General features: G+C 53.4%; 20 protein-coding genes and 2 pseudogenes. 13 read left to right on the top strand and 9 right to left on the bottom strand.

Features of this window, described 5'->3' with window-relative positions:
• Positions 1-96 precede the first annotated feature (96 nt).
• Genes PSH69_RS07320 through PSH69_RS07305 form a run of 4 tightly spaced genes read left to right on the top strand, consistent with a single transcriptional unit; the run spans position 97 to position 1,465 of the window.
• On the top strand, positions 97-606 hold the full coding sequence (locus PSH69_RS07320; protein WP_305411535.1) for a hypothetical protein: 510 nt from the start codon (positions 97-99) through the stop codon (positions 604-606).
• Between the two features lie 39 nt (positions 607-645).
• Positions 646-837: an MbcA/ParS/Xre antitoxin family protein gene (locus PSH69_RS07315; protein WP_305411534.1), complete on the top strand. Its 192-nt coding sequence runs from the start codon at positions 646-648 to the stop codon at positions 835-837.
• 33 nt (positions 838-870) lie between these two features.
• On the top strand, positions 871-1,065 hold the full coding sequence (locus PSH69_RS07310) for a hypothetical protein (protein ID WP_305411533.1): 195 nt from the start codon (positions 871-873) through the stop codon (positions 1,063-1,065).
• 40 nt (positions 1,066-1,105) lie between these two features.
• The gene (locus PSH69_RS07305) at positions 1,106-1,465 is read left to right on the top strand and encodes a hypothetical protein (RefSeq protein ID WP_305411532.1); all 360 of its coding nucleotides are present in this window, start codon (positions 1,106-1,108) and stop codon (positions 1,463-1,465) included.
• Between the two features lie 222 nt (positions 1,466-1,687).
• On the opposite strand, the pseudogene PSH69_RS07300 reads toward PSH69_RS07305, so the two are convergent.
• Positions 1,688-3,201, bottom strand: a pseudogene (locus PSH69_RS07300) (IS66 family transposase).
• Between the two features lie 149 nt (positions 3,202-3,350).
• On the opposite strand from PSH69_RS07300, the gene PSH69_RS07295 reads away from it, so the two are divergent.
• Entirely contained in the window at positions 3,351-3,734 is a 384-nt protein-coding gene (locus PSH69_RS07295) for a hypothetical protein (protein ID WP_305411531.1), read from the top strand.
• A 174-nt stretch (positions 3,735-3,908) separates the two neighbouring features.
• Here PSH69_RS07295 and PSH69_RS07290 read toward each other — a convergent pair whose 3' ends face one another.
• The 4 genes from PSH69_RS07290 to PSH69_RS30220 form a co-directional block, all read right to left on the bottom strand.
• Positions 3,909-4,997, bottom strand: a complete 1,089-nt coding sequence (locus PSH69_RS07290; protein ID WP_305411530.1) for a hypothetical protein — start codon at positions 4,995-4,997, stop codon at positions 3,909-3,911.
• Positions 4,998-5,214: 217 nt separating this feature from the next.
• Positions 5,215-6,516 (bottom strand): hypothetical protein, encoded by a 1,302-nt coding sequence (locus tag PSH69_RS07285; RefSeq protein WP_305411529.1) that lies wholly within the window; start codon positions 6,514-6,516, stop codon positions 5,215-5,217.
• Between the two features lie 140 nt (positions 6,517-6,656).
• On the bottom strand, positions 6,657-7,067 hold the full coding sequence (tnpB, locus tag PSH69_RS07280) for an IS66 family insertion sequence element accessory protein TnpB (RefSeq protein WP_370695232.1): 411 nt from the start codon (positions 7,065-7,067) through the stop codon (positions 6,657-6,659).
• Positions 7,068-7,274: 207 nt separating this feature from the next.
• The gene (locus PSH69_RS30220; protein WP_370695231.1) at positions 7,275-7,412 is read right to left on the bottom strand and encodes a transposase; all 138 of its coding nucleotides are present in this window, start codon (positions 7,410-7,412) and stop codon (positions 7,275-7,277) included.
• Positions 7,413-7,612: 200 nt separating this feature from the next.
• Here PSH69_RS30220 and PSH69_RS07275 point away from each other — a divergent pair, with 200 nt between their 5' ends.
• The 3 genes and pseudogenes from PSH69_RS07275 (at position 7,613) to PSH69_RS07265 (ending at position 9,908) form a co-directional block, all read left to right on the top strand.
• On the top strand, positions 7,613-7,945 hold the full coding sequence (locus PSH69_RS07275) for a transposase (RefSeq protein ID WP_305411528.1): 333 nt from the start codon (positions 7,613-7,615) through the stop codon (positions 7,943-7,945).
• Complete coding sequence (gene tnpB / locus PSH69_RS07270) at positions 7,942-8,277, top strand: IS66 family insertion sequence element accessory protein TnpB (protein ID WP_305411527.1); 336 nt, start codon at positions 7,942-7,944, stop codon at positions 8,275-8,277. Before PSH69_RS07275 ends, tnpB (PSH69_RS07270) begins: the two co-directional genes overlap by 4 nt.
• 81 nt (positions 8,278-8,358) lie before the next feature.
• Positions 8,359-9,908: pseudogene (locus tag PSH69_RS07265) on the top strand (IS66 family transposase).
• Positions 9,909-10,097: 189 nt separating this feature from the next.
• Here the strand turns inward: PSH69_RS07265 and PSH69_RS07260 are convergent.
• A complete protein-coding gene (locus PSH69_RS07260) occupies positions 10,098-11,006 on the bottom strand; it encodes a proline dehydrogenase family protein (RefSeq protein WP_305411526.1) in 909 nt (302 codons plus the stop codon).
• A gap of 1,831 nt (positions 11,007-12,837) precedes the next feature.
• Here PSH69_RS07260 and PSH69_RS07255 point away from each other — a divergent pair.
• The 5 genes from PSH69_RS07255 (at position 12,838) to PSH69_RS07230 (ending at position 18,634) form a co-directional block, all read left to right on the top strand.
• Positions 12,838-13,773: a LysR substrate-binding domain-containing protein gene (locus PSH69_RS07255; RefSeq protein WP_096374285.1), complete on the top strand. Its 936-nt coding sequence runs from the start codon at positions 12,838-12,840 to the stop codon at positions 13,771-13,773.
• A gap of 170 nt (positions 13,774-13,943) precedes the next feature.
• A complete protein-coding gene (gene tcuA, locus PSH69_RS07250; protein ID WP_305411525.1) occupies positions 13,944-15,395 on the top strand; it encodes an FAD-dependent tricarballylate dehydrogenase TcuA in 1,452 nt (483 codons plus the stop codon).
• Positions 15,382-16,539: a tricarballylate utilization 4Fe-4S protein TcuB gene (tcuB, locus tag PSH69_RS07245; RefSeq protein ID WP_305411524.1), complete on the top strand. Its 1,158-nt coding sequence runs from the start codon at positions 15,382-15,384 to the stop codon at positions 16,537-16,539. Before tcuA ends, tcuB begins: the two co-directional genes overlap by 14 nt.
• 47 nt (positions 16,540-16,586) lie before the next feature.
• On the top strand, positions 16,587-17,885 hold the full coding sequence (locus PSH69_RS07240) for an MFS transporter (RefSeq protein ID WP_305412799.1): 1,299 nt from the start codon (positions 16,587-16,589) through the stop codon (positions 17,883-17,885).
• Between the two features lie 539 nt (positions 17,886-18,424).
• Complete coding sequence (locus PSH69_RS07230) at positions 18,425-18,634, top strand: hypothetical protein (RefSeq protein ID WP_305411523.1); 210 nt, start codon at positions 18,425-18,427, stop codon at positions 18,632-18,634.
• 53 nt (positions 18,635-18,687) lie between these two features.
• On the opposite strand, the gene PSH69_RS07225 is transcribed toward PSH69_RS07230, so the two are convergent.
• The 3 genes from PSH69_RS07225 to PSH69_RS07215 form a co-directional block, all read right to left on the bottom strand.
• Complete coding sequence (locus PSH69_RS07225; RefSeq protein ID WP_305411522.1) at positions 18,688-18,975, bottom strand: DUF1652 domain-containing protein; 288 nt, start codon at positions 18,973-18,975, stop codon at positions 18,688-18,690.
• A 204-nt stretch (positions 18,976-19,179) separates the two neighbouring features.
• Entirely contained in the window at positions 19,180-20,646 is a 1,467-nt protein-coding gene (locus tag PSH69_RS07220) for a glycosyl hydrolase family 18 protein (protein WP_305411521.1), read from the bottom strand.
• 47 nt (positions 20,647-20,693) lie between these two features.
• Positions 20,694-21,329, bottom strand: a complete 636-nt coding sequence (locus tag PSH69_RS07215) for a lytic polysaccharide monooxygenase auxiliary activity family 9 protein (protein ID WP_305411520.1) — start codon at positions 21,327-21,329, stop codon at positions 20,694-20,696.
• Positions 21,330-21,691: the final 362 nt, after the last annotated feature.

Raw genomic sequence — 21,691 nt, 5'->3', positions numbered from 1 at the left:
ATTCGGCTTGATGACATACTAAGTATTACTTAGTATTCGGCAGAAATATCTTTTTGCCATCACTCCAAACGCTAGGACAGGATCAAGATGAAGGAAATGCAAATCGTAGACGGCCGGATCGACGAGAAATCGCGAGGCTTCGGCGGCGACATGATCAGCTATCACTACTGGAAAGTTGATGGCAAAAAACACGAAAGGCTCGAAATCCCTGACGTTCTGGACGCACATGTAAAAGCCGGCGACCGGATCCGAGCGACGTATCAACCAGGCAAAGACAACGTCAACAGAATTTGGGCCATCCAGCTCGACAACGAGCCTGTCCGCTCAGTTGTCACGATCCCCTTTATTGCCGTCTCCCTGGGGAGGCTCAGCATCCTGCCTCTGACGGTCGCCATTTTTACTATTTTCGTTGCCTACGGCTTTTGGCAAAACAGCACACACCATGGAGGATTTCATGGCTCGACTTACCAGTTGGGTTGGCTCGCGCTCAATATGTTCGTCAGCTATCGCTACATGATTAAGCCAATATTGATCATCAAACGGGGCATCAAAGCGTTTCGTGAATATTGCGCGAAGACCCCAGCATCAACCTCGACCGTCAGCTAAAACTGAAAGGACACCGGCGAGTCACCCAAGAGCCAAACAATGAATTACGTTGAGCTGATCCAGCATCAAGCCAAGCTTGTATTTGGCAACAAAGCAAAAGCCGACAGTTGGCTGACCCAACCGAAAAACACCTTCGGTGGTAGTACACCATTGGAGCTCGCTTTCACTGAAGCGGGATACGAACTCGTAAAGGCTGAACTCGAAAGGCTCAGTCACGGGTTTGCCTGCTAATGCGATCCCCTCCTCCAAAGTCCCGGACTCAACATGATTGTTTTTGATCTCAACACAAACAATGCGGAAGCCCTTCTCCGGCACGTCGAAGAATTCAAGCCGAGCTCGGGCGACCGGTGCGAGGACGCTCGACTGCGAGAAGCGTTGCTGGAATTGAAAGAAGCATTGGTGTCGCATCTGGAAGACACCAGCACTCCAGCTGCCCCAAAACCAGAGCGACAGATTTAGGTCGACAGGAGCTCAAGCACATCATCATCCTGGCGTGTGTATGAAGATCACGACCTCTCTCGAAGGGCAGCTTTGGCAATTGGCTGTGGCCACGCTCGGCGCGCAAGGTTTGGAGCAGTTGGTGGCAGAACTGCTAAAGAGTCATGTGAAGGCTTCCGCGGTGAACATGTATGGATTTTTACGCCTCGAATGGCTCGGCCAGGAGGCATTAGAAGCCCTGCGCAAGGGCCAGCGCCGGGCAGGAGCAAAGCTAGCGTTTTTTGAGGATGACCCGAGAAAAGTCGCGATACTCCACTGCCATTCCGGTCATCTCTTGCGAGGCATAGTCCAAACTTTGCCGCCGGAAGTTCTGCCAGAGGACGTGCTTGAATGGCGTATGCAACTCGATATTGGCTTGTGATTTCATCCCGTAGCTCCTTGCGCCTGAAGTGCACTTCGGCGAGGTTCATTGAACTGGCCTAATGATTTTGGACACCTCAAGACGAGTATCGGCAATCAATACGATGGAAAATTTGAACACAAAACCTGCTCTCAACGCCCGCGAGGTCTACCAGGCGCAGAAGGTCGTCGCGCTCGGTCAACGCATCATGAGTGAGCGTACGCCCAACTCACCTTGCGTAAGTCAGGCCGGCACCCACTCATGCGGTAGCAGTTGCCCGATCTCACTCGCCCGCTGTGTCGGCAGCCGTGTCAGCACATCTTTCAGATAGGCATACAGACCACGCCCGTTCATGCGTGCCAACTGGATTAAACTCATGATCGCCGCCTGTTTGCCACTGCGAAGCGACCCGGCAAACAACCAGTTTGAGCGCCCAAGTGCCCATGGTCGGATTTGGTTCTCGATTTGATTATTGTCGATGGGCACGGCCCCGTCTTCCAAGTAGCGCGTCAGCGCTAGCCAGCGTTTAAGGCTGTAATCCAGAGCTTTGGTCGTTGCTGATCCATTGGGCACGAGATCGTGCTGGGCCAGCATCCAGTCATGCAGCGTTTTGATGATTGGGGCTGCCTTTTCCTGGCGTATTCGCAAACGATCCTCATCGCTTATGTCTCGAGCTTGGCGTTACTTCGTACAAGCCGCCAATCGAGTACAGCGCGTGTTCAGCCAGCTGGCTTATCGAAAAACTTGCGACGGGCGTGGGCCATGCAGCCAATTTCGGTGATGCCTTTCTCGAAACCGGCTTTGTAGCCCGCGAAGTCATCGCATACCAGCTTGCCGTTCCACTGCTCAAGGAAGTTGCGCGCATGTTCGCCCGCTCGGCTTGGGCTGAAATCGTAAACCACGGCCTTGAGTGCCGAAAACGGCGTCGTGCTGTAGGCCCAGACGTAGGCTCGACGAGTTTTCTTCTCGCCGGGCGCAAGCATCTGAACCGGGGTCTCATCGGCGTGGATGACATCCTCGGCCAGTACGGCAGCGCGCAATGCATCAACGATGCAGTTGGAGTTGAACACCGGCTTGTCCAATCCATTGCGCCAGCGTCGAGCGCGCAACTGGCAAACCAGCCCGACCGAAAATCTTTTCCTGTCGGGACAGCGGCAAGTGGTCGGCAAACTTCGCCACCATCACGTGAGCCAACAACTCCGCGGTCGGGATACCTTGTCGATGACCTGCGCGGGTACCGGCGCCTGGATCAGAGTTTCGCACTGACGGCACGTCCATTTTCCACGCACATGCTGCTCAACGGTGAACACGCCCGGGGTGTAATCGAGCTTCTCGCTGACGTCCTCACCGATGCGCTGAAGTTGACAGCCACAGGCGCACTGGGTGTCTTGCGGTTCGTGATGGATCACTGTGCGCGGGAACTGCGCAGGCAGCGGAGCACGCTTGGGCTTCTCACGTGGCTCGGCCCGTGCAGGTGATGGATTGACCGACTTTAGCTCGGCTTCGATGGCCGCAAGATCGGTATCGAGCAGATCGTCGAGGAGGCTGCCTTGGTCAGAGCTCAGCTGTTCACTGCGCTTGGCAAACTTGTGCCGCTTGAGGATTGCGATCCCATGAGCCAGTTGCTCATTGACCGTTTCGAGGCGGTGGATTTTCTGGCCCATCGAATCGACCTGGGACAGCAACTGCAAGGCTAGTTCGGCCAAGGCGCGAAGCTGTTCCGGTATCATCTGATCGAGGTTGGGAGAGAAATTCATGCCGACTTAGATGTGCCCGAACGAAGCCAAGCGCAAATTAGGCGCGGAAAAACCAGCTCCCAGTTTGGCTTGCGGCCCCACAGGGGGCGTTCAGGGGGCGTTCAAGATAAGCAGGCGGTACCCACACCCATGCCTTTCTTGGAGAAATCATGCCTGTACAAACATTAGCCCCTTGGGAATACCCTGCCTTGGCATCCAAACGAATCTTGGGATTGCTTTGGTTCGTGCTCGCCATGATGACGATCATCGCGGGACTCAATGCGTCAGAAATTTTCTATTCCACCACCGCACACCAAGGGCCGATGGAACTTGGTTTTAAACTGGGGGTTATTGCGACGTCGTTCAAAGTGCTGGGGATATTGGCCCCGCTGACCCCTGCCATCCAGCGCAGGCAAATTCGTCGAATGCGTGAAGAACATAAACGGCGCGGAGTAGCACTACGCGTCAGACCTACTTACCGTGCAGCGCTGATTGCCGGGGGATTATTGATGGCCGCTTCCCAAGCCATTACCCTGTTTTTGGAATACTTCTGACGCGGCTGCTGGGAAGGAAGTAGAACGTCTACTTCCTTCCCACGCCGCAGAATGTCTCGGCTCACAGAGGGGCGGTCGAAAGACCGTCTCTTTGCGTTATCGCCCCTTGAAAATCAATAACACTCAGTGAACCATAGCCATTCAGCTTTTTAGAACAGTACGAAGTCCATAAACCTAAGCCTCAGCTATGCTCTGAAGCAGAGTGTCTCTAACGCCCATCAATGCCGACTGCAGTACTTTCTGCTGCGCCAGGTTAGCCATCACTTGATAGATCGCAATACGATCACTGTTGAAAGTATTGACTTGAGTATATTCACTTTGATTGAAGACTGGAATAATAGGGACAGAGACGTTATCTGCCAGCTCATAAACAATTCCGGACACAACGTCCAGGCTGTAACCTTTATGAAAATCCTTAAGCTTGAGTGAACGTGAGCCACGAGGCTCTCTGATAACATGGATGCGACAATGTTCCTTTCCATATTCGTAACGCACTCGGCCAGTGTAGCCGCTATCAAAATCGCCATCTACTGTAATAAATGTATATTTCTCTTGGGTGCAATGTTCTTCGATATCCGGACTCCATTCTAAAACTGTTGTGTCAACGTGATAATCTCTAGGACGACTGTCCAGATCGGCTTTTTTTGTTTTTATCAATTCTTCTGTTTGTTCCACCAAGGAGGTTATGGACTTACTATTTTCAGGCGCCAACCAATTATTAACCTGATCAAGAAAGCTTCGCGCTGCTGAAACCGAACTGTCTTTATCACTGCGTTTATTGTAACAAATAAAACAGATCGACATCCCGGCGACATAGGAAACAAATCCAGCCACGCCCATCTGGCCAAGATTCAGAGTTTCGTTGAAACAGTAAAAAGCAAGTTCACGATACTCCTCGGAAGTCGTTCTTATTGCAGCAGGATCAATCGACGCGTCCTTAGCCAGGTACATTTCCAACTGTTCCCAGCGAGATTGAAGCGATCTGCCGTAAGATTTCTCCCATGACTGATCAGCGATAACTTCCATATGTAAGCCAAGACTTTTTAACTCACTTATTATTGCAACTTGATTTGCAATAATTGTATCGAGCTTGTCATTTATTTCGTTAATTTTTCTATTAAGTTCAGCCTGCGAAATGAAACCAGCAATCCCGGAGACTATGCCAACGACCGCAGCTGCAACGCCCAGCGCCACTGCAACTTCGAACGCATATATTTTTGCATTTGAAACATCAACTTGCTTCGATAATTTTTCTATTTTCATGGCTTTCTCCTATTCGACATTCAGGACGACTCTGAAGACTGGCAAATCGAAGCGTAGCTTAGCACTGCGAAAACCCTAGTTTTTTGGGCAAACGAAAAGAAATACCAACATCAACTTTTACTTTGAAAAGTTATTTATAGCCTCCTGGCACTTTGCATTTCACATGCTCCGACAGAATTGCAAATCGTAGAGAACCACAATCCATGGAACTCGGCGATCACTCGCTCTCCGATTTTTTGAGCGCATCGAGCTCAATTTGTTTCTTTTCTATCTCGACCTGAGCATCAATCATGGCCTTCTTGATCTCCGCCAGGGACTTCTCGTTGGTTGAATAATCAACCTTGAGTTTGATAAGTTCGGTGGGCAATGCAAAAACTCCTTTTATCGCGTTAGGTATAATCATTGCTACGCCCATGGCTTCACTCGGTTGGATGATCCGGCTTTTAGTCAGCGCACCATTACTGAAAGCAATGTCATACTCATTTTTGGAGAAGCGTCCTTTGGGCATGGAAACAACCCCGATATGGCCTCCCTGCGCTAACGTTAACGGAATTCTTTGCAGCACCTCCCCCCCTGAGCTTTTACTCACGGTAAAGTCGACAACACCGGGCTGTCTGTAGACAAGGCCGTTAAATACTTGCTGACCGCTCAGGCTGTTAACTGCCTCGTCACGTTTGGCAGACAATTGAATACAGGCAGCTTGTTTGAGCGCGTTATTTAAGACCTCCATATCGTCAACATCAAATGGATCAACAATTTGATTGACTGAGGCCACCAGCTTTGGATCGCAAGTAATAGCTTCAGCCAGAGGCCGTTTCAAGGCGAATGCTCGAAACTGACTTCCCCCGGGAACCCCGAAAACGCCTGCCAAGGTACTGGTTAACGTAGTGATCACCTCCCCGGTCTTGTCATCACTCTGACCTATTGCACCGTCCAACAATCCGCCCTTAGTTTTAATCTCAAGGGTGTCGGAAAATGCTCCCCCATGATTAGTGATGGCAGAAAACGTTTGTTTGCCTTCCGTGGTAGCTGGCTGGGCTGTGATCTCAAATTTTTCACTAAACGCGTGAGAATCCTGTAACGTCGACGCGTGTTCAAGCTGAGCGACTTTAAACGCATCCACTAACTCTTGAAGCTTATTAGATAAATTGAGTTTTTTTGCTTTTACCACCGTCAATTCGATATTGAGCTTCGTCTCTGTGGCAGCTTTTTCTGGTGATAATGGATCAAGACTACTAATAAGTTGGGTGATTGCTTTTTCTTCCGCAGTGATGTCCTTGACCGCCTTTTTTGCCGCATCAACCCCTTCTTTTGCGACCTTCAAATTTTCGGCAGTCTTGGTTGAATCCAGTAGTTCTCTGGAATACGAAACCTTAACCAGTTGTTTTGGAAGCGAGTAAATAACCCCCTCCCCTACCGTTGCAGAGGCCAGCGTAGAACGAACAATAGATTCCTTGGAGGCACAGCCAGAAACACTGAAAACGATAGCCACTACTGCTGCAAAATTTTGAAATTTCATTGGCTGGGCGTCCTATCCTTGTTATTAGACGATTTTCTACTAAATACTCATTTCCTTTCGCGAGCGCATGGTAGCTCAGTGCAATCGTAGTGACATTTTGATCACTTACAAGCTTTCGCATCGAATTGAGTGTTGGTAGATCACGCTGCATTGTAAGGGCGCCGATCAGCGGCCTGAGCAACTGACTGCTCTGGCCGACCCTGTCGGCGAGGGTTGAAGGACGGGGCTGTACGAATTGGCCTGCGCCAATCAATGCCCTCCAGCAGCATCGACAGCTGAGCTGCCGTCAGTGACACGCTGCCGCTGGTTGCTTGCGGCCAGACAAAGCGACCTTGTTCCAGGCGTTTGCAGAACAGGCACAAGCCGTCGCCGTCCCACCACAGCAATTTGATCCGATCACCGAGTCGTCCGCGAAAGGCAAAAATCTGGCCGGAGAAGGGATCGGCTTCCAGCTGTGTTTGCACCAATGCCGCTAAACCGTCGAAGCCACGGCGCATGTCGGTGACGCCGGCGGCGATCCAGATACGGGTTCTAGCCGGAGGGGCAATCATCGCAGGAGCTGCTGCAAGATGAGTTGCACGGTCTGCGGGTCAGGCGTACCGGTGATACGCAGCTTGGCTTTTCCGACTTCTACAAGGATCTCGGAATGGGATTCTTGCGGCAACAGCTTTGGTGGCGGTAAGTCAATTGGTGCTTCGATCACTTCGACTGGCAGGAGCGTTGCGCTCTGGCCCGAATGCCCCGTCCTGGTATTGCTGTCACCAACGAAAGACCATGTTGGCATTGACGTCGTGCTCGCGGGCGATCATCGACACTGAGGCGCCGGGTTGGTATGAAGCTTCGACAACCTTGCGGTTGAATGCAGGGGGGGGAAGTTCGGGCGGCGACCGGAGCAACGAACGGGAGCTATATCCAAGATAGTGTCCACTAAAAAATGGTGTCCACTATCTTGGCGAATTTGGAGGACTGTCAGGAGAGGGTGCTGAGCGGACGGTATGCGTCCGGCCAAGTCATCTACCCAGTCCTGAAAAGCCAAGGCATGGTGTGCACTTAAATTTAAGTGGGCACCAGTTCTAGCCTTTTAAGCGGGTATTTCATGCAGCCACAACGCCGTTCCTACTCCAAGTCCTTCAAGGCCCAGGTCATTCAAGAGTGCGCCCAGCCCGGCGCTTCGATTGCCAGCATCGCCCTGAGCCACAGCCTCAACGCGAACCTCGTCCACAAGTGGATTCGGCTGCAATCGCAGAAAAGTGCCGTCCTGCAACCTGCCTTTATTCCCGTGGATTTACCGTCGTCGGCGTCACGATCAGATATCACCCCGGCCATGATCTGCCTCGAAATCCCACACCCACGCGGCACCGTCAAAGTGAACTGGCCGACCGAAAGCGCAGCTGCCTGCGCGACCTTTCTTCGAGATCTGTTGCGATGATCCGCATCGACTCCATCTGGCTTTCCACCGAGCCCATGGACATGCGAGCCGGCACCGAAACCGCCCTGGCGCGGGTGGTCGCGGTGTTCGGTGCGGCGCAGCCGCACTGTGCTTATCTGTTTGCCAACCGCCGCGCCAATCGCATGAAAGTGCTGGTGCATGATGGGCTGGGTATCTGGCTGGCGGCCCGCCGCCTGTATCAGGGCAAGTTCTTCTGGCCCAGCTCTCGACACGGCTCGCAGATAGAGTTGGCCTCCGAGCAACTGCATGCTCTGGTGCTGGGCTTGCCTTGGCAAAGAGTTGGGCCAGGCAACGCGATTTCCATCCTGTAATCTCTGACACGTCCCGCCTGGCCGTGCAATTGTCCGATCAGCCTGTCGTCGGTTTTCGCCTACTCTGGCAAAATCGGCAGCATGACTTCGCTCCCCAATCTCGACCACCTAACCCCTGAACAACTGCGCGCTCTGGCAGCGCAGTTGATGCAGCGTGTGGAGAGTCTCGATCAGGCAGTCGAGACAATGGACAAAAAGATCCACCGCGATCAAACGGTTATCGAGAAACTGACCCACGAGATTGCACAGCTCAAGCGTTTGAAATTTGCCAAGCGTAGCGAGCAGTTGAATCCGGCGCAGGCCAGCTTGCTGGAAGATCTGATCGATACCGATATCGCGGCGATTGAGGCTGAGCTTCAGGCATTGCAAACACCTTCAACTCCGGCCGAGACAAAGCAAAAGCCTAAGCGCACGGCGTTGCCGCCGGAGTTCCCGCGCACGCTGATCCATCACGAGCCGGACAATACTCACTGCCCCTGCGGCTGCGCACTCAAGCGTATCGGTGAAGACGTCAGCGAAAAGCTGGACTATACGCCCGGCGTTTTTACTGTCGAGCGTCATGTCCGTGGCAAGTGGGTATGTGATGAGTGCGAAACACTGATCCAGGCGCCGGTGCCGGCACAGGTCATCGACAAGGGCATCCCGACCGCTGGGTTGCTGGCCCACGTCATGATCGCGAAGTATGCCGACCATTTGCCCCTCTACCGTCAGGAATCGATTTTCGGTCGGGCCGGTTTGGCCATCCCACGTTCGACCTTGGCCCAATGGGTTGGCATGAGCGGTGTGCAGTTGCAACCGCTGGTCGATGCGCTGCGCGATGTCGTGCTCGGGCAGCAGGTAATTCACGCCGACGAAACGCCAGTGCAGATGCTCACTCCAGGCGTGAAGAAAACCCATCGCTCCTATGTTTGGGCCTACGCCACCAGCCAGTTCTGTGGAACAGCGGCAGTTGTTTATGACTTCAGCCCCAGCCGCGCCGGAGAACATGCACGCAACTTCCTGCAAGACTGGAAGGGCAAGCTGGTCTGTGATGATTTTGGTGGCTACAAGGCCAGTTTTGAACTCGGCGTGACCGAGATCGGCACATGGCCCACGCGCGGCGCAAGTTCTTCGAATTACACGCCACTAACAAGAGCCAGCTTGCCGAGCAAGCCCTGCGTTACATTCAGGTGCTGTACGAAATTGAGGGTGAAGTCCGCGACCTGGAACCGGATTTACGCCGCCGAATACGGCAAGAAAAAGCGGTGCCGGTGATGGATGCCCTGCATGCCTGGATGATTGCCCAGCGTGATCTTGTGCACGACGGTTCAGCTATCAGCAGAGCACTGGATTACAGCTTGAAACGCTGGACGGCGCTATCGCGCTATCTCGATGACGGGGCCGTACCCATTGACAATAATTGGGCGGAGAACCAGATCCGACCATGGGCGTTGGGGCGAAAGAACTGGCTCTTTGCAGGCTCGTTGCGTAGCGGCAAACGGGCGGCGGCGATCATGAGTTTAATCCAGTCTGCGCGGCTCAACGGGTATGAACCGTACGCTTATTTGAAGGACGTTCTCACGCGCCTGCCGACACAGCGGGCTAGTGAGATCACCGAGCTTTTGCCACATAAGTGGATGCCCGTTAAATGACGCTGGCGTGATGGGCAGATGCTCACAAAACCCCTCCACGAAAAGCGATGCCTCCCTCCAGTTTTCACTGGAGGGAATCATCCCATCACAAATTACGTCAGGAAATGATCTCTGCTCAAATCAAAGTGATCGAACCTTGGAGTTCACTTACTGAATGCAGCGATCCTGTTGTGTACTTTTACTAGGTCGTCAGAGACCGATAAGCGCTTTGGCGACATGGCCCGCGATACTAGGATTCTCATTCAGTCTGCGCGTGCTGTAACCGTACCAATCCATACCAAAAGGTACGTAAATGCGCACGCTGAATCCCATTCTCAACACCTTGTCACGCAAGGGTTCGCAAACGCCTAGCAGCATCTGGAATTCAAACTGGGTTCTGTCGATACGGTTGTCTCGGGCCAGAGCAATAACTTGCTCGATCAGTGCAGCGTCGTGCGTGGCCACACCGACGAAGCTGCCGGAGTTAAAGCAGCGCATGACGTGATCCAAAAAATGCTTGTTGATGGCGGTACGGTCACTCCATGAGCCGTTCACAAGGTGCGATCGCTCCTCCACATAGATACCCTTGCAGATGCGCAAAGTGCTTGTTTCGCGTGTGAGCACCTCAATATCCTGATAAGTACGCTTCAAATAAGCCTGCAATGCCAGCCCAACATTGTCATGGCCTCTCCTCAATCGGGTGAACAGATCGATTTCCTTTTCCGTGCAGTTAACATCTTCCATATCTATGCAAACAGAGTTGTTGTGACCCTCTGCGGCTTCAAGAATGCGCTCTGCGAGATGTTCGCATTGCTGCATGTCGAGGAGCAATCCAAGCGAGGAAGGCTTGATCGAAATATTGGCTTTTAATCCATTTGCTTGAATCGCTTCAAGCAAATCAATGTAATCGATCGCCGTATTCTCAGCCTGTTGTGGAGTCGAAATAGTCTCGCCCAATACGTCGAGAGTCACACAAAAACCTTGTGCGTTTAGCTGTTGAACTCGCGCAAGGGCTTCGCCTAGCGTGGCACCAGCAATGTAGCGGCGGGAGATTTTTTGGATAATTGCGCGAGGAATAAAAGGGATGGCACGAGCCATCAAAGCGTTGAAAAGGTGCATATCAATACCCGATACGAAAAACAGCCAACTTCCGTTTCTCCGCGCCAAAGCGTCGAAAAACCACGGACGAAGCAGAGCCGCTACTCCCTTTTGGGAGCAGCATGAAGCAGAGTCACAGCCGTATGTGTCAGCGCATAGCGGCAGCGTCTACTGCGAGCTTCAGTTCATCAATGGGGGCCAGGCAGCGGCGTGCATGCTTTCTTCTCTAGGTGTTTGCTAACGTCAGATGTTGTTGAAGTCTTCTACCCCAGTATTGCCCAAGCTTTTTGTAGAGCTTGAAGGGGACTGAACGGTGATCCATACCACAAAAAAAAGCAAGGTGTGTTGGGCGTACGCTTACGATTGAACGCCTCGAACCAAGTCCCCGAACCGGTGTAGTTCACACGTGTGAAGCCATTTTCCAAACGTTCGTTTCTGCCCAGTGTTAAAGCCTACAGCGATGCGGCCATCAACGTAGGTGCCCCAGTCCTCAGCCATACGCGGCGGGTGCAGCACCTTCCAAAAATCAGCGATATAATGCCGCCAAGCCCTAACTCCGCTGGATGGTGGTAGTCATGTCGCGCTCACTCTTCACTCCCGCTGAACTCGAAGAAATTCACGCTCAAATCGCTCAACTGAGGACTGACTCCATGCGTATCAGAAGCGGAGCCCGAGAGCCTGTCACAGTGCCTGCCATCGCGCCTGTAAGCCTCCCTCCCTTCAGGCCGCTCGTTCACTTCTGCCAAACCATGGTGTACGTGTTTTGCGTTATCGCTATGGTGGGGGCAATGATGGCCGTCGCGATCAAATACCTTCTCTAACCTTGAGCAGCACAGCCGTGTTGCCGATCATCAACGTAGTTGCCAGATGGAAAAACAAAGCCCGGAGGTTCGCGGCTCCAGGGCTTCTATTTTCGCCTCCATCCCTTAATGGTTGGGCGAACGTGGCCAGGACATTACCAGCGTCGTTTTGATATTTCACTACGACTTTGGATAAATGTGTTCGATCAGCGAGCCGGGCCCATTGGCCCGAAGAAGCGACCTCTGCATTTACGTCACCCGCAGCTTAGCTTTGGGCATGCGATGACTCGAACACAATGATTTGAACACAACCTACCCTTCCCACTTCCCGCGAAGTCTCTGTCCTCATTCAGAGAATCATTGCGCCCTGTCATAAATTGTCTCAGCTCAGTCCTGCATAATTGTTGAAATCATGGAGTGATACCGGTACTCCTAAAGCACCAGTTTCAGCAGGGAACGCACCATGCATTCAAGATTCAGGGTCATCGAAACAACCAGACTGGATGATGGCATCAAGCAGTATCGGGTTGTGGATCTCGTCCAGGGAGGCTCTGCTAGCAAACACGGTGTGTTCAAGGCCAGGGTCGAGGCAGAGGCTGTTTGCTCGCTCCTGAATGCTGAGCATCCGCGTCAGAGTGGTACAGGTCGTACGTCCCTGTGCCTTTGATCCACTCATTTCGGAACGCCAAGCGCCGGATGATTTGCAGGACTGCTCATACCTACAGCGCAGTTATGGATTCGCGCTCAGAAAGTATGATTTGAAGGCGATCAAAGTTAAGTCGTCGACATTCAGTCTCGGCGCCTTCTCGAGACTCATAGGTAGTCTTCAGACGTAGTTTCTCTTCGCTACCATAGATGTTGAAACCTTTCGGTGCAGTCTGGCAGTAGGAGCGCGCTCCGTTACGCATCGATCCTGTTTCTGTTGGGATAGCAGGGACAACAACAAATCTCGAAATCATCTTCAGTCGCTCTCCTATATTGTCTTGAAGCGTGGTGGTCACCGCGGTGATCGGAAGGCATTCCAACAACGATTTGACGTGGAGCAGCAACGCTTGGAATTAAGACAACTGCGCTATTTCGTAAAAATCCTCGAACACGGCAGCTTGGGACGCGCAGCTCTTGAACTGGACGTCGGCGTATCAGCCCTTAGCCAACAAATCGCGAAACTTGAAAGTGAGCTGTCAACCCGCCTCCTTAATCGCACCACTACTGGCGTCACACCTACCAGCTCCGGTATGGCGTTCCTGCACCATGCCCAGCTGTGTTTGCGGCAAGCCGAAAATGCGATCATGGCCGCTCACCGTGGGCGAATGAGTGGGTACGTCACCGTCGGAATGGCGCCCACGACTGCCACTGTTCTTGCCCTGCCATTGATCAACGCGATGCGAGAGCGCTACCCGGATATTCAATTGCACCTGGTCGAGATGCTGTCCGGGCATTTGGCCACACAACTCAATGCTCGCCAGATCGACCTGGCCATTCTGTTTCAACTCGAAGGTGGTAAGCGCTGGAGCGTGACACCGCTGCTCGACGAAAAACTATTTGTCATCAGCTCACCGCACCTGCCCCACGCACCACAAGGAACCAGCGTGCAACTGGCGGATCTGGGGCAACTTCCACTGGTAATGCCGAGCGCGCAACACGGTTTGCGTTCTACGCTGATGGTTGCGTTTGAACGTTCGGGATTGGCTCCCAACATCATCATGGAAGTGGATGGTCTTGCCGTATTGATGAACGCCGTACGCGCAGGTCATGCTGCCACCATCCAGCCCGGTGCGGCAGCGGCGCTCAAAGGTGAGTCGGGACTTTCAGTGGTGGAAATTTCCGATGCTCACGTAGGTCGACGAAACCTGCTGGCGACACTGCCTGATGATGAGCTGTCTCCCGCTGCTCTGGCGGCGCGACTGGTCATCACCGATGTCGCTCGACAGTTGGTCGTTGATCAACAATGGCCGGGAGCGTCGTGGATTGAGGACGTCGCGTCATGATCCCGGCGCACCTCCCCGGTTTCCAATACTGGGGTGTCCGCGCCAAAGCCTTTACGAAAACTAAACACCCCCACTCATTTCGCGCCTTTCGACAATAAGCTGACAGCTCTACCTTCTCCCCACTCGCGAGGAGCACTTCGTTCATGCCTCCTTGCGATTGAGGAGTGATGATGATCGACGTATTAGTAATTGGTGGCGGCAATGCCGCCTTGTGTGCAGCGTTGATGGCTCGAGAGGCTGGCGCTAGCGTGATGCTGCTGGAGGGCGCACCGAAAATCTGGCGCGGTGGCAACTCGCAACACACCCGAAACCTGCGATGCATGCACGAAGCACCGCAAGACGTATTGGTCGATGCCTATCCCGAAGAAGAATATTGGCAGGATCTGCTGAAGGTCACCGGCGGGATTACCAACGAAAAGCTTGCTCGTATTGTCATCCGCGCCTCGTCGAACTGCCGTGACTGGATGCGCTCCCATGGTGTGCATTTTCAACCGTCGTTGTCTGGTGCCCTACATGTTGCGCGCACTAATGCTTTTTTTATGGGCGGCGGCAAAGCGTTGGTTAATTCGTACTTCCGTAGCGCCGAGCGGCTGGGCGTCAAGATCCGCTACAACGCTCAAGTCACTGACATTGAGATGAAGAGCGGAGAGTTCGTCGCGGCGTACATCGGTGAACGTGAGGTCGATGGTCAGCGTTTACCCGCCGAGCGTATTCAGGCCAAAGCCTGCGTTCTAGCGGCTGGCGGTTTCGAGTCGAACCGCGAATGGCTCCGCGAAGCTTGGGGTCAAAACGAGCGCGGAGAATGGCCCTCAGACAACTTTCTGATTCGCGGGACGCGCTTCAATACCGGCGTACTGCTTCGGCGCATGCAGAGCCTGGGCGCCGATTTTATCGGCGACCCAACCCAAGCGCACATGGTGGCCATCGACGCCCGTGCGCCCCTGTATGACGGTGGTATCTGTACCCGTATCGATTGCGTATCGCTGGGCGTGGTGGTCAATCGCGACGGCGAACGCTTCTATGACGAAGGCGAGGATTTCTGGCCCAAGCGCTATGCGATCTGGGGCCGCCTGGTGGCCGGTCAACCCGGTCAACAGGCCTACTCAATCATCGACCAACAAGCCCTCGGCCGTTTCATGCCTCCGGTGTTTCCGGGCACTAAAGCCAACTCCCTGCAAGACCTGGCCCGCCAGTTGAAGCTTCCCGTGACGCAATTTGTCAAAACCATCGAGGAATACAACGCGGCCTGCCGCATCGGCACGTTCGACCACACCGCGCTGGACGATTGCCACACCGAAGGTTTAACACCCGCCAAAACCCATTGGGCCCGCCCATTGGTAAAGCCCCCCTTCTGTGCCTACCCACTTAAACCTGGCGTGACCTTCACCTATCTAGGCCTCGCTACCGACGATACCGCCGCCGTTCACTTCAACGGCGAGGCTAGCCCCAACCTGTTTGTCGCAGGAGAAATGATGGCGGGCAACGTATTGGGCAAGGGCTATACCGCCGGCATCGGTATGGCCATTGGTACCGCATTCGGTCGCATCGCCGGTGTGCAAGCCGCGGCTGCGGCTGGCTTCCTGACCCCTTCCTCCACGGAGCCCCAACATGCAGCTGTTTGATCCCAAGGCACCGGGTAATTTGATTCCCGTACTCAACCTTGATGAAAGCGAAGTTCAGCGACAAATGACCGTTTGCAATGCCTGCCGTTACTGCGAGGGCTTCTGCGCTGTATTTCCGGCCATGACACGACGTCTGGAGTTTTCCCAGGCCGATATCCATTACCTGGCGAACCTTTGCCATAACTGCGGCGCATGCCTGCATGCCTGCCAGTACGCCGCACCTCATGAATTCGAAATCAATGTGCCCAAGGCCATGGCCAAAGTCCGCCTCGACACTTACGCCGAGTACGCCTGGCCACAGGTGATGGGCACGCTATACCGGCGCAACGGACTGACTCTGGCACTGTCAGCCGGTGCCGGGCTGGCACTGTTCCTGTGTCTCACGTTGATGGTAATGGGCAACCTGTTCACGGCGATGCCCGGGGGAAATTTCTACGGGATCTTCCCGCACAACACCCTGGCCGTAATGTTCGGTGCAGTTTTCGGATTTGCGGTACTCGCGTTAACCCTTGGCGCGTGGCGCTTCTGGCGCAATGTTTCACCGGCCGACGCGCCCGCGCAGGAAAAAACCGCTGCTGCACTGGAAGCCACGGCCAACGTCGCCCGGCTCAAATTTCTGGACGGTGGCCATGGCGAGGGCTGCAATAACGCTGATGATCGATTCACCTTGTGGCGGCGGCGCTTCCACCACTTCACCTTCTACGGCTTCATGCTGTGCTTCGCAGCCACTGGGCTCGCCACGCTCTACCATTTCCTTCTGGACTGGTCGGCGCCCTACCCCGTCTTGAGCTTGCCGGTGATGCTGGGCATCAGCGGTGGGCTCGGGTTGCTGGTCGGCCCTGCGGGTCTGTTGTGGTTGAACCTGCGTCGCAACCCCGAACACGGCGACGAAAACCAGAAACCCATGGATCGCGGCTTTATCGCACTGCTGTTTCTGGTCAGCGCCAGCGGCCTGGCACTCCTGGCGTTCCGTGAAACCGCAGCCTTGGGCCTGTTGCTGGCAATCCATCTCGGCCTGGTCATGGCGTTTTTCCTGACAATGCCCTATAGCAAATTCGCCCATGGCATCTTCCGTAGCGCCGCGCTGCTCAAGTACTCCATCGAAAAACGCCAACCCAACCCGATCAACGCAGGTAGCAACTGATCGGCGATCCACTCATTCCAAAAACAATATTGATCACCACGGTAGCCATGATGAAAACAACAACTCAAGACACCCGATCCAAGGGGTCGAAACTGGGCGCCATCCTGCGGGTCACTAGCGGCAATTTTCTCGAACAGTTCGACTTCTTTCTGTTCGGGTTCTATGCAACTTACATCTCGCAGACATTCTTTCCTACCACCAGCGAGTTCGCCTCGTTAATGATGACCTTCGCCGTATTCGGCTCGGGATTTCTGATGCGGCCGCTGGGCGCTATCGTGCTGGGCGCATACATCGACAAGGTGGGCCGGCGAAAGGGGCTGATCGTGACGCTGTCGATCATGGCCGCGGGCACGGTCTTGATCGCCTTGGTTCCGGGCTACGCCAGCATAGGCATCGCAGCGCCGATATTGGTGTTGCTCGGGCGACTGTTGCAGGGATTCTCCGCAGGTGCGGAAATGGGTGGTGTTTCCGTGTACCTGGCTGAAATCGCCACGCCCGGACGCCGGGGTTTCTATACCAGTTGGCAGTCGGCCAGCCAACAAGTGGCGATCATTCTTGCGGCTGCGTTGGGCTATACGATTAACGCGTCCATGGAGGCTGCCGACGTTGCAGCCTGGGGCTGGCGTATCCCATTCTTCATTGGTTGCCTGATTATCCCGTTCATCTTCATCATTCGCCGCTCGCTACAGGAAACCGATGCATTCAAAGCGCGCAGCCATCACCCAAGTGCCAGTGAAGTCTTTCGCTCGATGCGGGACAACTGGCGCACGGTACTGGCTGGTGGTCTGTTAGCGTCGATGACCACCACCATGTTCTATCTCATTACCGTCTACACCCCGACTTTCGGTCGGTCTGTACTGAACCTGAGCACCAGCGACAGTCTGGTGGTCACGCTCTTCGTCGGCCTGAGCAACTTCATCTGGCTGCCCATCGGCGGTACGATCTCTGATCGCATCGGACGCCGCCCCTTGTTGCTGGCGGTCACCTTGCTGTGCATCTTCACCGCCTATCCCGCCATGCATTGGCTGGCCGCGGCGGCAAGCTTCGAACGACTGCTCGCAGTGCTGCTGTACTTCTCTTTTTTCTTTGGCATTTACAACGGCGCGATGGTTGCAGCATTGACTGAGGTAATGCCTCAGAACGTACGAGTCGTAGGATTTTCACTGGCATTCAGTTTGGCAACGGCTGTGTTTGGCGGTTTTACACCCGCCGTATCAACAATCCTGGTGCAGGCAACAAGTGACAAGGCGTCGCCCGCCTACTGGCTAATGTTTGCTGCACTGTGTGGGTTCACAGCGACGACGATCCTGTATCGCAGGCAAAAAGCAGTGCCAGTCAACGCTTGATCAAAGAGAGGTTTCGGCGGAATTCAGGGCTTTGCGCTGAATAAATATCGCGCCCTGGCCTGCATTGTATGCGTCCGGCAAAGGCATCTATTGGACGGACGCTTACAGAGCATCGACAATCAAGACGATGAAAAATTTGAACTCAAAACCTGCTCTCAACGCCCACGAGGTCTACCAGGTGCGAAGGACGTCGCGCTCGGCACACGCACCATGCGAAGAACGTGTAATGAGTCCTGGAGTGAAATCTATAACGGCCTTATGCCTGTTGAGATCGATGGCTGGCGTCTCACGCTTTTCAATGACGGCGGCACCTTGGATTACTGCGAGGATTGCAGGACACCTGATGGTCGAGTGGGGACTGTGGAAGCTTGGCAGCGCTACGGCACTGAACCGGTCGACCTATTGAGTGGATGGGAGCGTGAGCAGCTTGAGCGTCTGCTTAATGCGCTCTGACTCTATGCGACCGTCCATAGCCGAGCGGCAAGATCCCACCAAATTCCTCTACTGCTACGCTGTCCTTTTTCCATGGAGGAATCGCGATGCCGAACTCTGATCTGCTCCCTTCCCTGCTATTCAAGATCAACGAAAACCAGCAAGCCCTTGAAGCCGCCATCATGGAACTGACGCTCTGGGTCGAGCAGCGTGGATCGGGCGAAGTTGGAGGCAACGTGCGCGGTGCGCTGGACACGATCAGAACAAATGAAGAGTTCATCAACTTGACGCTCGCGGTGTTGATGGCACCGGAGTAATTCACCCCATACGCCGAAAGAATCCTGTTTGGCACGGTACTGATCCTGTCGACCTATTGGGTGACTGAGAACGTGCGCTTGCTGATTGTGCTCCGAGCCTGCTGAGCAAAAGAAACCCTCGTCACGGCCATCTCTGAGCGAAGCTCGCCAATCAGATTGGCAATGGCTCGACTCGATGTGAGATTCGCGGTCGAGATACCGGTGACCAGCAATTCCACTTGACCAGACGAAGTCTCGAACACCTTGATCATTAGAGATCCATCGGGATTCACCGTGCAGCTACAAGACAGCGGCAGGAAGCCACATTCAATGATGTGGCGGAGCTTCAGAACAGGAATCATGACAGTCGTCCTTAGTATTATTTTTCTTTAGTTTTTTCTCCCCAAGAATGGTCGTCAAGCAGTTCCGCAGTGCAAAATACGACCAGTTGTCACCATGTCCTCATACCTCTTGGTGGACGCCAACTGTCCATGACTAGCTAGCTTTGACCGCTTATCCGCAAGCAATGAAAGCCCGACATTTCTGCCGGGCTCTAACATCCCGCTCTACGCACGCCGCTTGATTGCGACCTTTGACCACAGAGTAAAGGCGACTGGTGGTGTCCAGCCTGAGTTTGATATGTGCTCTTGCAGGCACAAGTACTTATTACCTTCGTAAGTCACGCCATCTTCCTTGCGATACCGATGGTTCAACTGCCACTCGGGGAACTCTGGATCAGTGATGTCTCCAGCAGTTCGAACGCTCAAGCTCTTGCTCGGAAGCGACTCATTTCCCTGAGAGTCTGTTGCCGTGACAAAGTAGCTGTACTGGGTGTTCGGCGTTAGGCCTGAGTCATTCAGCATTAAAGCCGCCGCATGGCCTATCGCAGCCCCATTTCGGTACAGCGTGTATGTCTCGATCGGACGAGGGCCGCTTGAAGCGCCCCAACTCAAGGTCATACTGGTTTCGGTTACGTCCCTGGCGGAAAGATTTGCGGGGGCCGTTGGCCGGTCACCTGGTTCTGACTCGCCGTGAATCAACGGGGCGTAACGATCGTAGAACTCCCAGTTGTAGGGAACATTGTCCCTGGTAATGCCATCGTCCCAGTTGATAGACCAGGTCATCAGCCCTTTGATGGAATGGCCGGCAGCGTCAAGACGCTTGAATGCATTTACAACCGCAGCAGGATCAATCACATAGCCAGTGGCCGCAGCGTCATTGTTGGCCGGTAGGCCAATGACAAATTTATCTGCAGGGATGGCGATGTAGTCCCGAGTGCCAGTCACCAGGCTTTCGGTCAGGTAGTAGAGGAAATCCTCTTTCATCTCATCATTGTTCTGCGCAATCCAGGCACCTTGACCACCATTGGCCTCCTGAACCCAGATCCCATCGCCACCTTGGTTGTAGTATTGAGGCGCAATGAAATCGTAGTACCCCTCGAGCGCCTGAATGTAACCAACGTACTTGCCGTCAACTCTGAGGTAGGGAAACTCAGGCGCCATGCTGATGATGAAATGCTTCCCCTCACCCTTGTAGTGATCCTTCACCAGTTTCAAGGCTGCAGGCAGCACCGTCTTGTTGTCAGCGAAATCAATGGCGTTTTGCTCAAGGTCGATATCCAACCCATCAAAACCGTAGACTTCAACCAAGCGAATGATTTCATTCGCCAATGGCTGCTCATCCCCCTTGTGCAACTCGATATGAGCGTCGGCACCGCCCAACGAGATCAACACAGCCCGTCCCTGGCTGTTCAGCACGCCTACCTGACGGCGAAACTCGTCGTCGGAGAGGTTATAAGGTTTGAAGGTAGGAATGCCTTGGCCTTTCATGAAAGCTACAGCAACAACGTTGTAGTCCTTGGGTACATCCACTAAATCCAGATTGGCAAACTGCCCACCTTGATAGCCATCACTATGGCCGGCTGGCCAGTTATGCCAGAAACCCATCAGAATTTTTTTATTGGCAATACTAGGCATCAATGATGCTGAATCACTTACTTGAGACTTCAGCAATGCAAAATCAATCTTAGACATTGTTCTATTCCTTCAGAACTGTATTAGGAGCCGTACATGGCCCGACTTTACTTAAAGTTCACATCAAACGCCTGATAGAATGCATTGCCGGTATCAGCAACAATCCAAAGCAAGACAATAACGTGATGACCTTGCTTACCCATTGGCAGCTTCACTTCATGTTCAGTTTTCGCCTTCATGTCAGCGGAATGCTGGTAATACGGAACTTGAGTATAAAAATCATCATAGAATGAGTTTGGTTCCAGCTGAGCGCGGCTGATACGCTTTTCAGGATCCCAACCATCTTTGGTGACAAACCAACTGTAACCCCGAGTCACGTGAGGCACGGCATATACCCATTTGACATGAAACGTTTGGCCTGGGTCGACATTCAGCAGAGGCCAGGTAAATGGGCGATTTAGCTTCTGGCTCATCTCCTCGTTAGTGAAGTTAACGCAGTCTCGGGCATCGGTCTTACCTCCGCTGAGGATATAGCCATCAGCTGGTGGCACCAAGCTCACGTTATCAGTCTCATAAGGTCTTGGGAATGGGCCCGCAGTCAATGATGGGAAGTTCTTACCTCCTTCCATTGCATCAGCATGCCAGTCAAGGATTAGGCCTTCTTCTGTAGCAATAGCAGAACGACTAGGAGGGGAAATTACACGACCGTGTTTCAACTCCGGCTTGGATTCTGGCTTATTCATTGGTTCATTCCTTTGATTAATTGATCTCCTCCCTAGAGGAGAACTCTCAGGCTAGCGCAACGTTTTAGATTGTCCACCATAAAAAACAAACACGATTACCAACGCAAAGGAATACAAGCCGGCGAACTCTCCCAATACTCGCCACCTTGCCTTCTCAACCACAAATAAATGGATGAAATAGCACTGTCAAATTGACATCAACCTATAACCATTCGAAATATATATTTAGAAAAATATAACTTTAACTTCTTAAAGAAGATACATGGACAGCATGCAAATGTCGGCTAAGGTGAGATAGCGCCCTAGAGGGATTACACATTTAAACTCAAATTGGGTGAGAGAAGTCTTAGGACATTTGCGCA

The sequence above is a fragment of the Pseudomonas sp. FP1740 genome, assembly GCF_030687165.1.
In the GTDB taxonomy this organism is placed as follows: Bacteria; Pseudomonadota; Gammaproteobacteria; order Pseudomonadales; family Pseudomonadaceae; genus Aquipseudomonas.
This window is presented reverse-complemented; position numbering and strand designations above follow the sequence as displayed.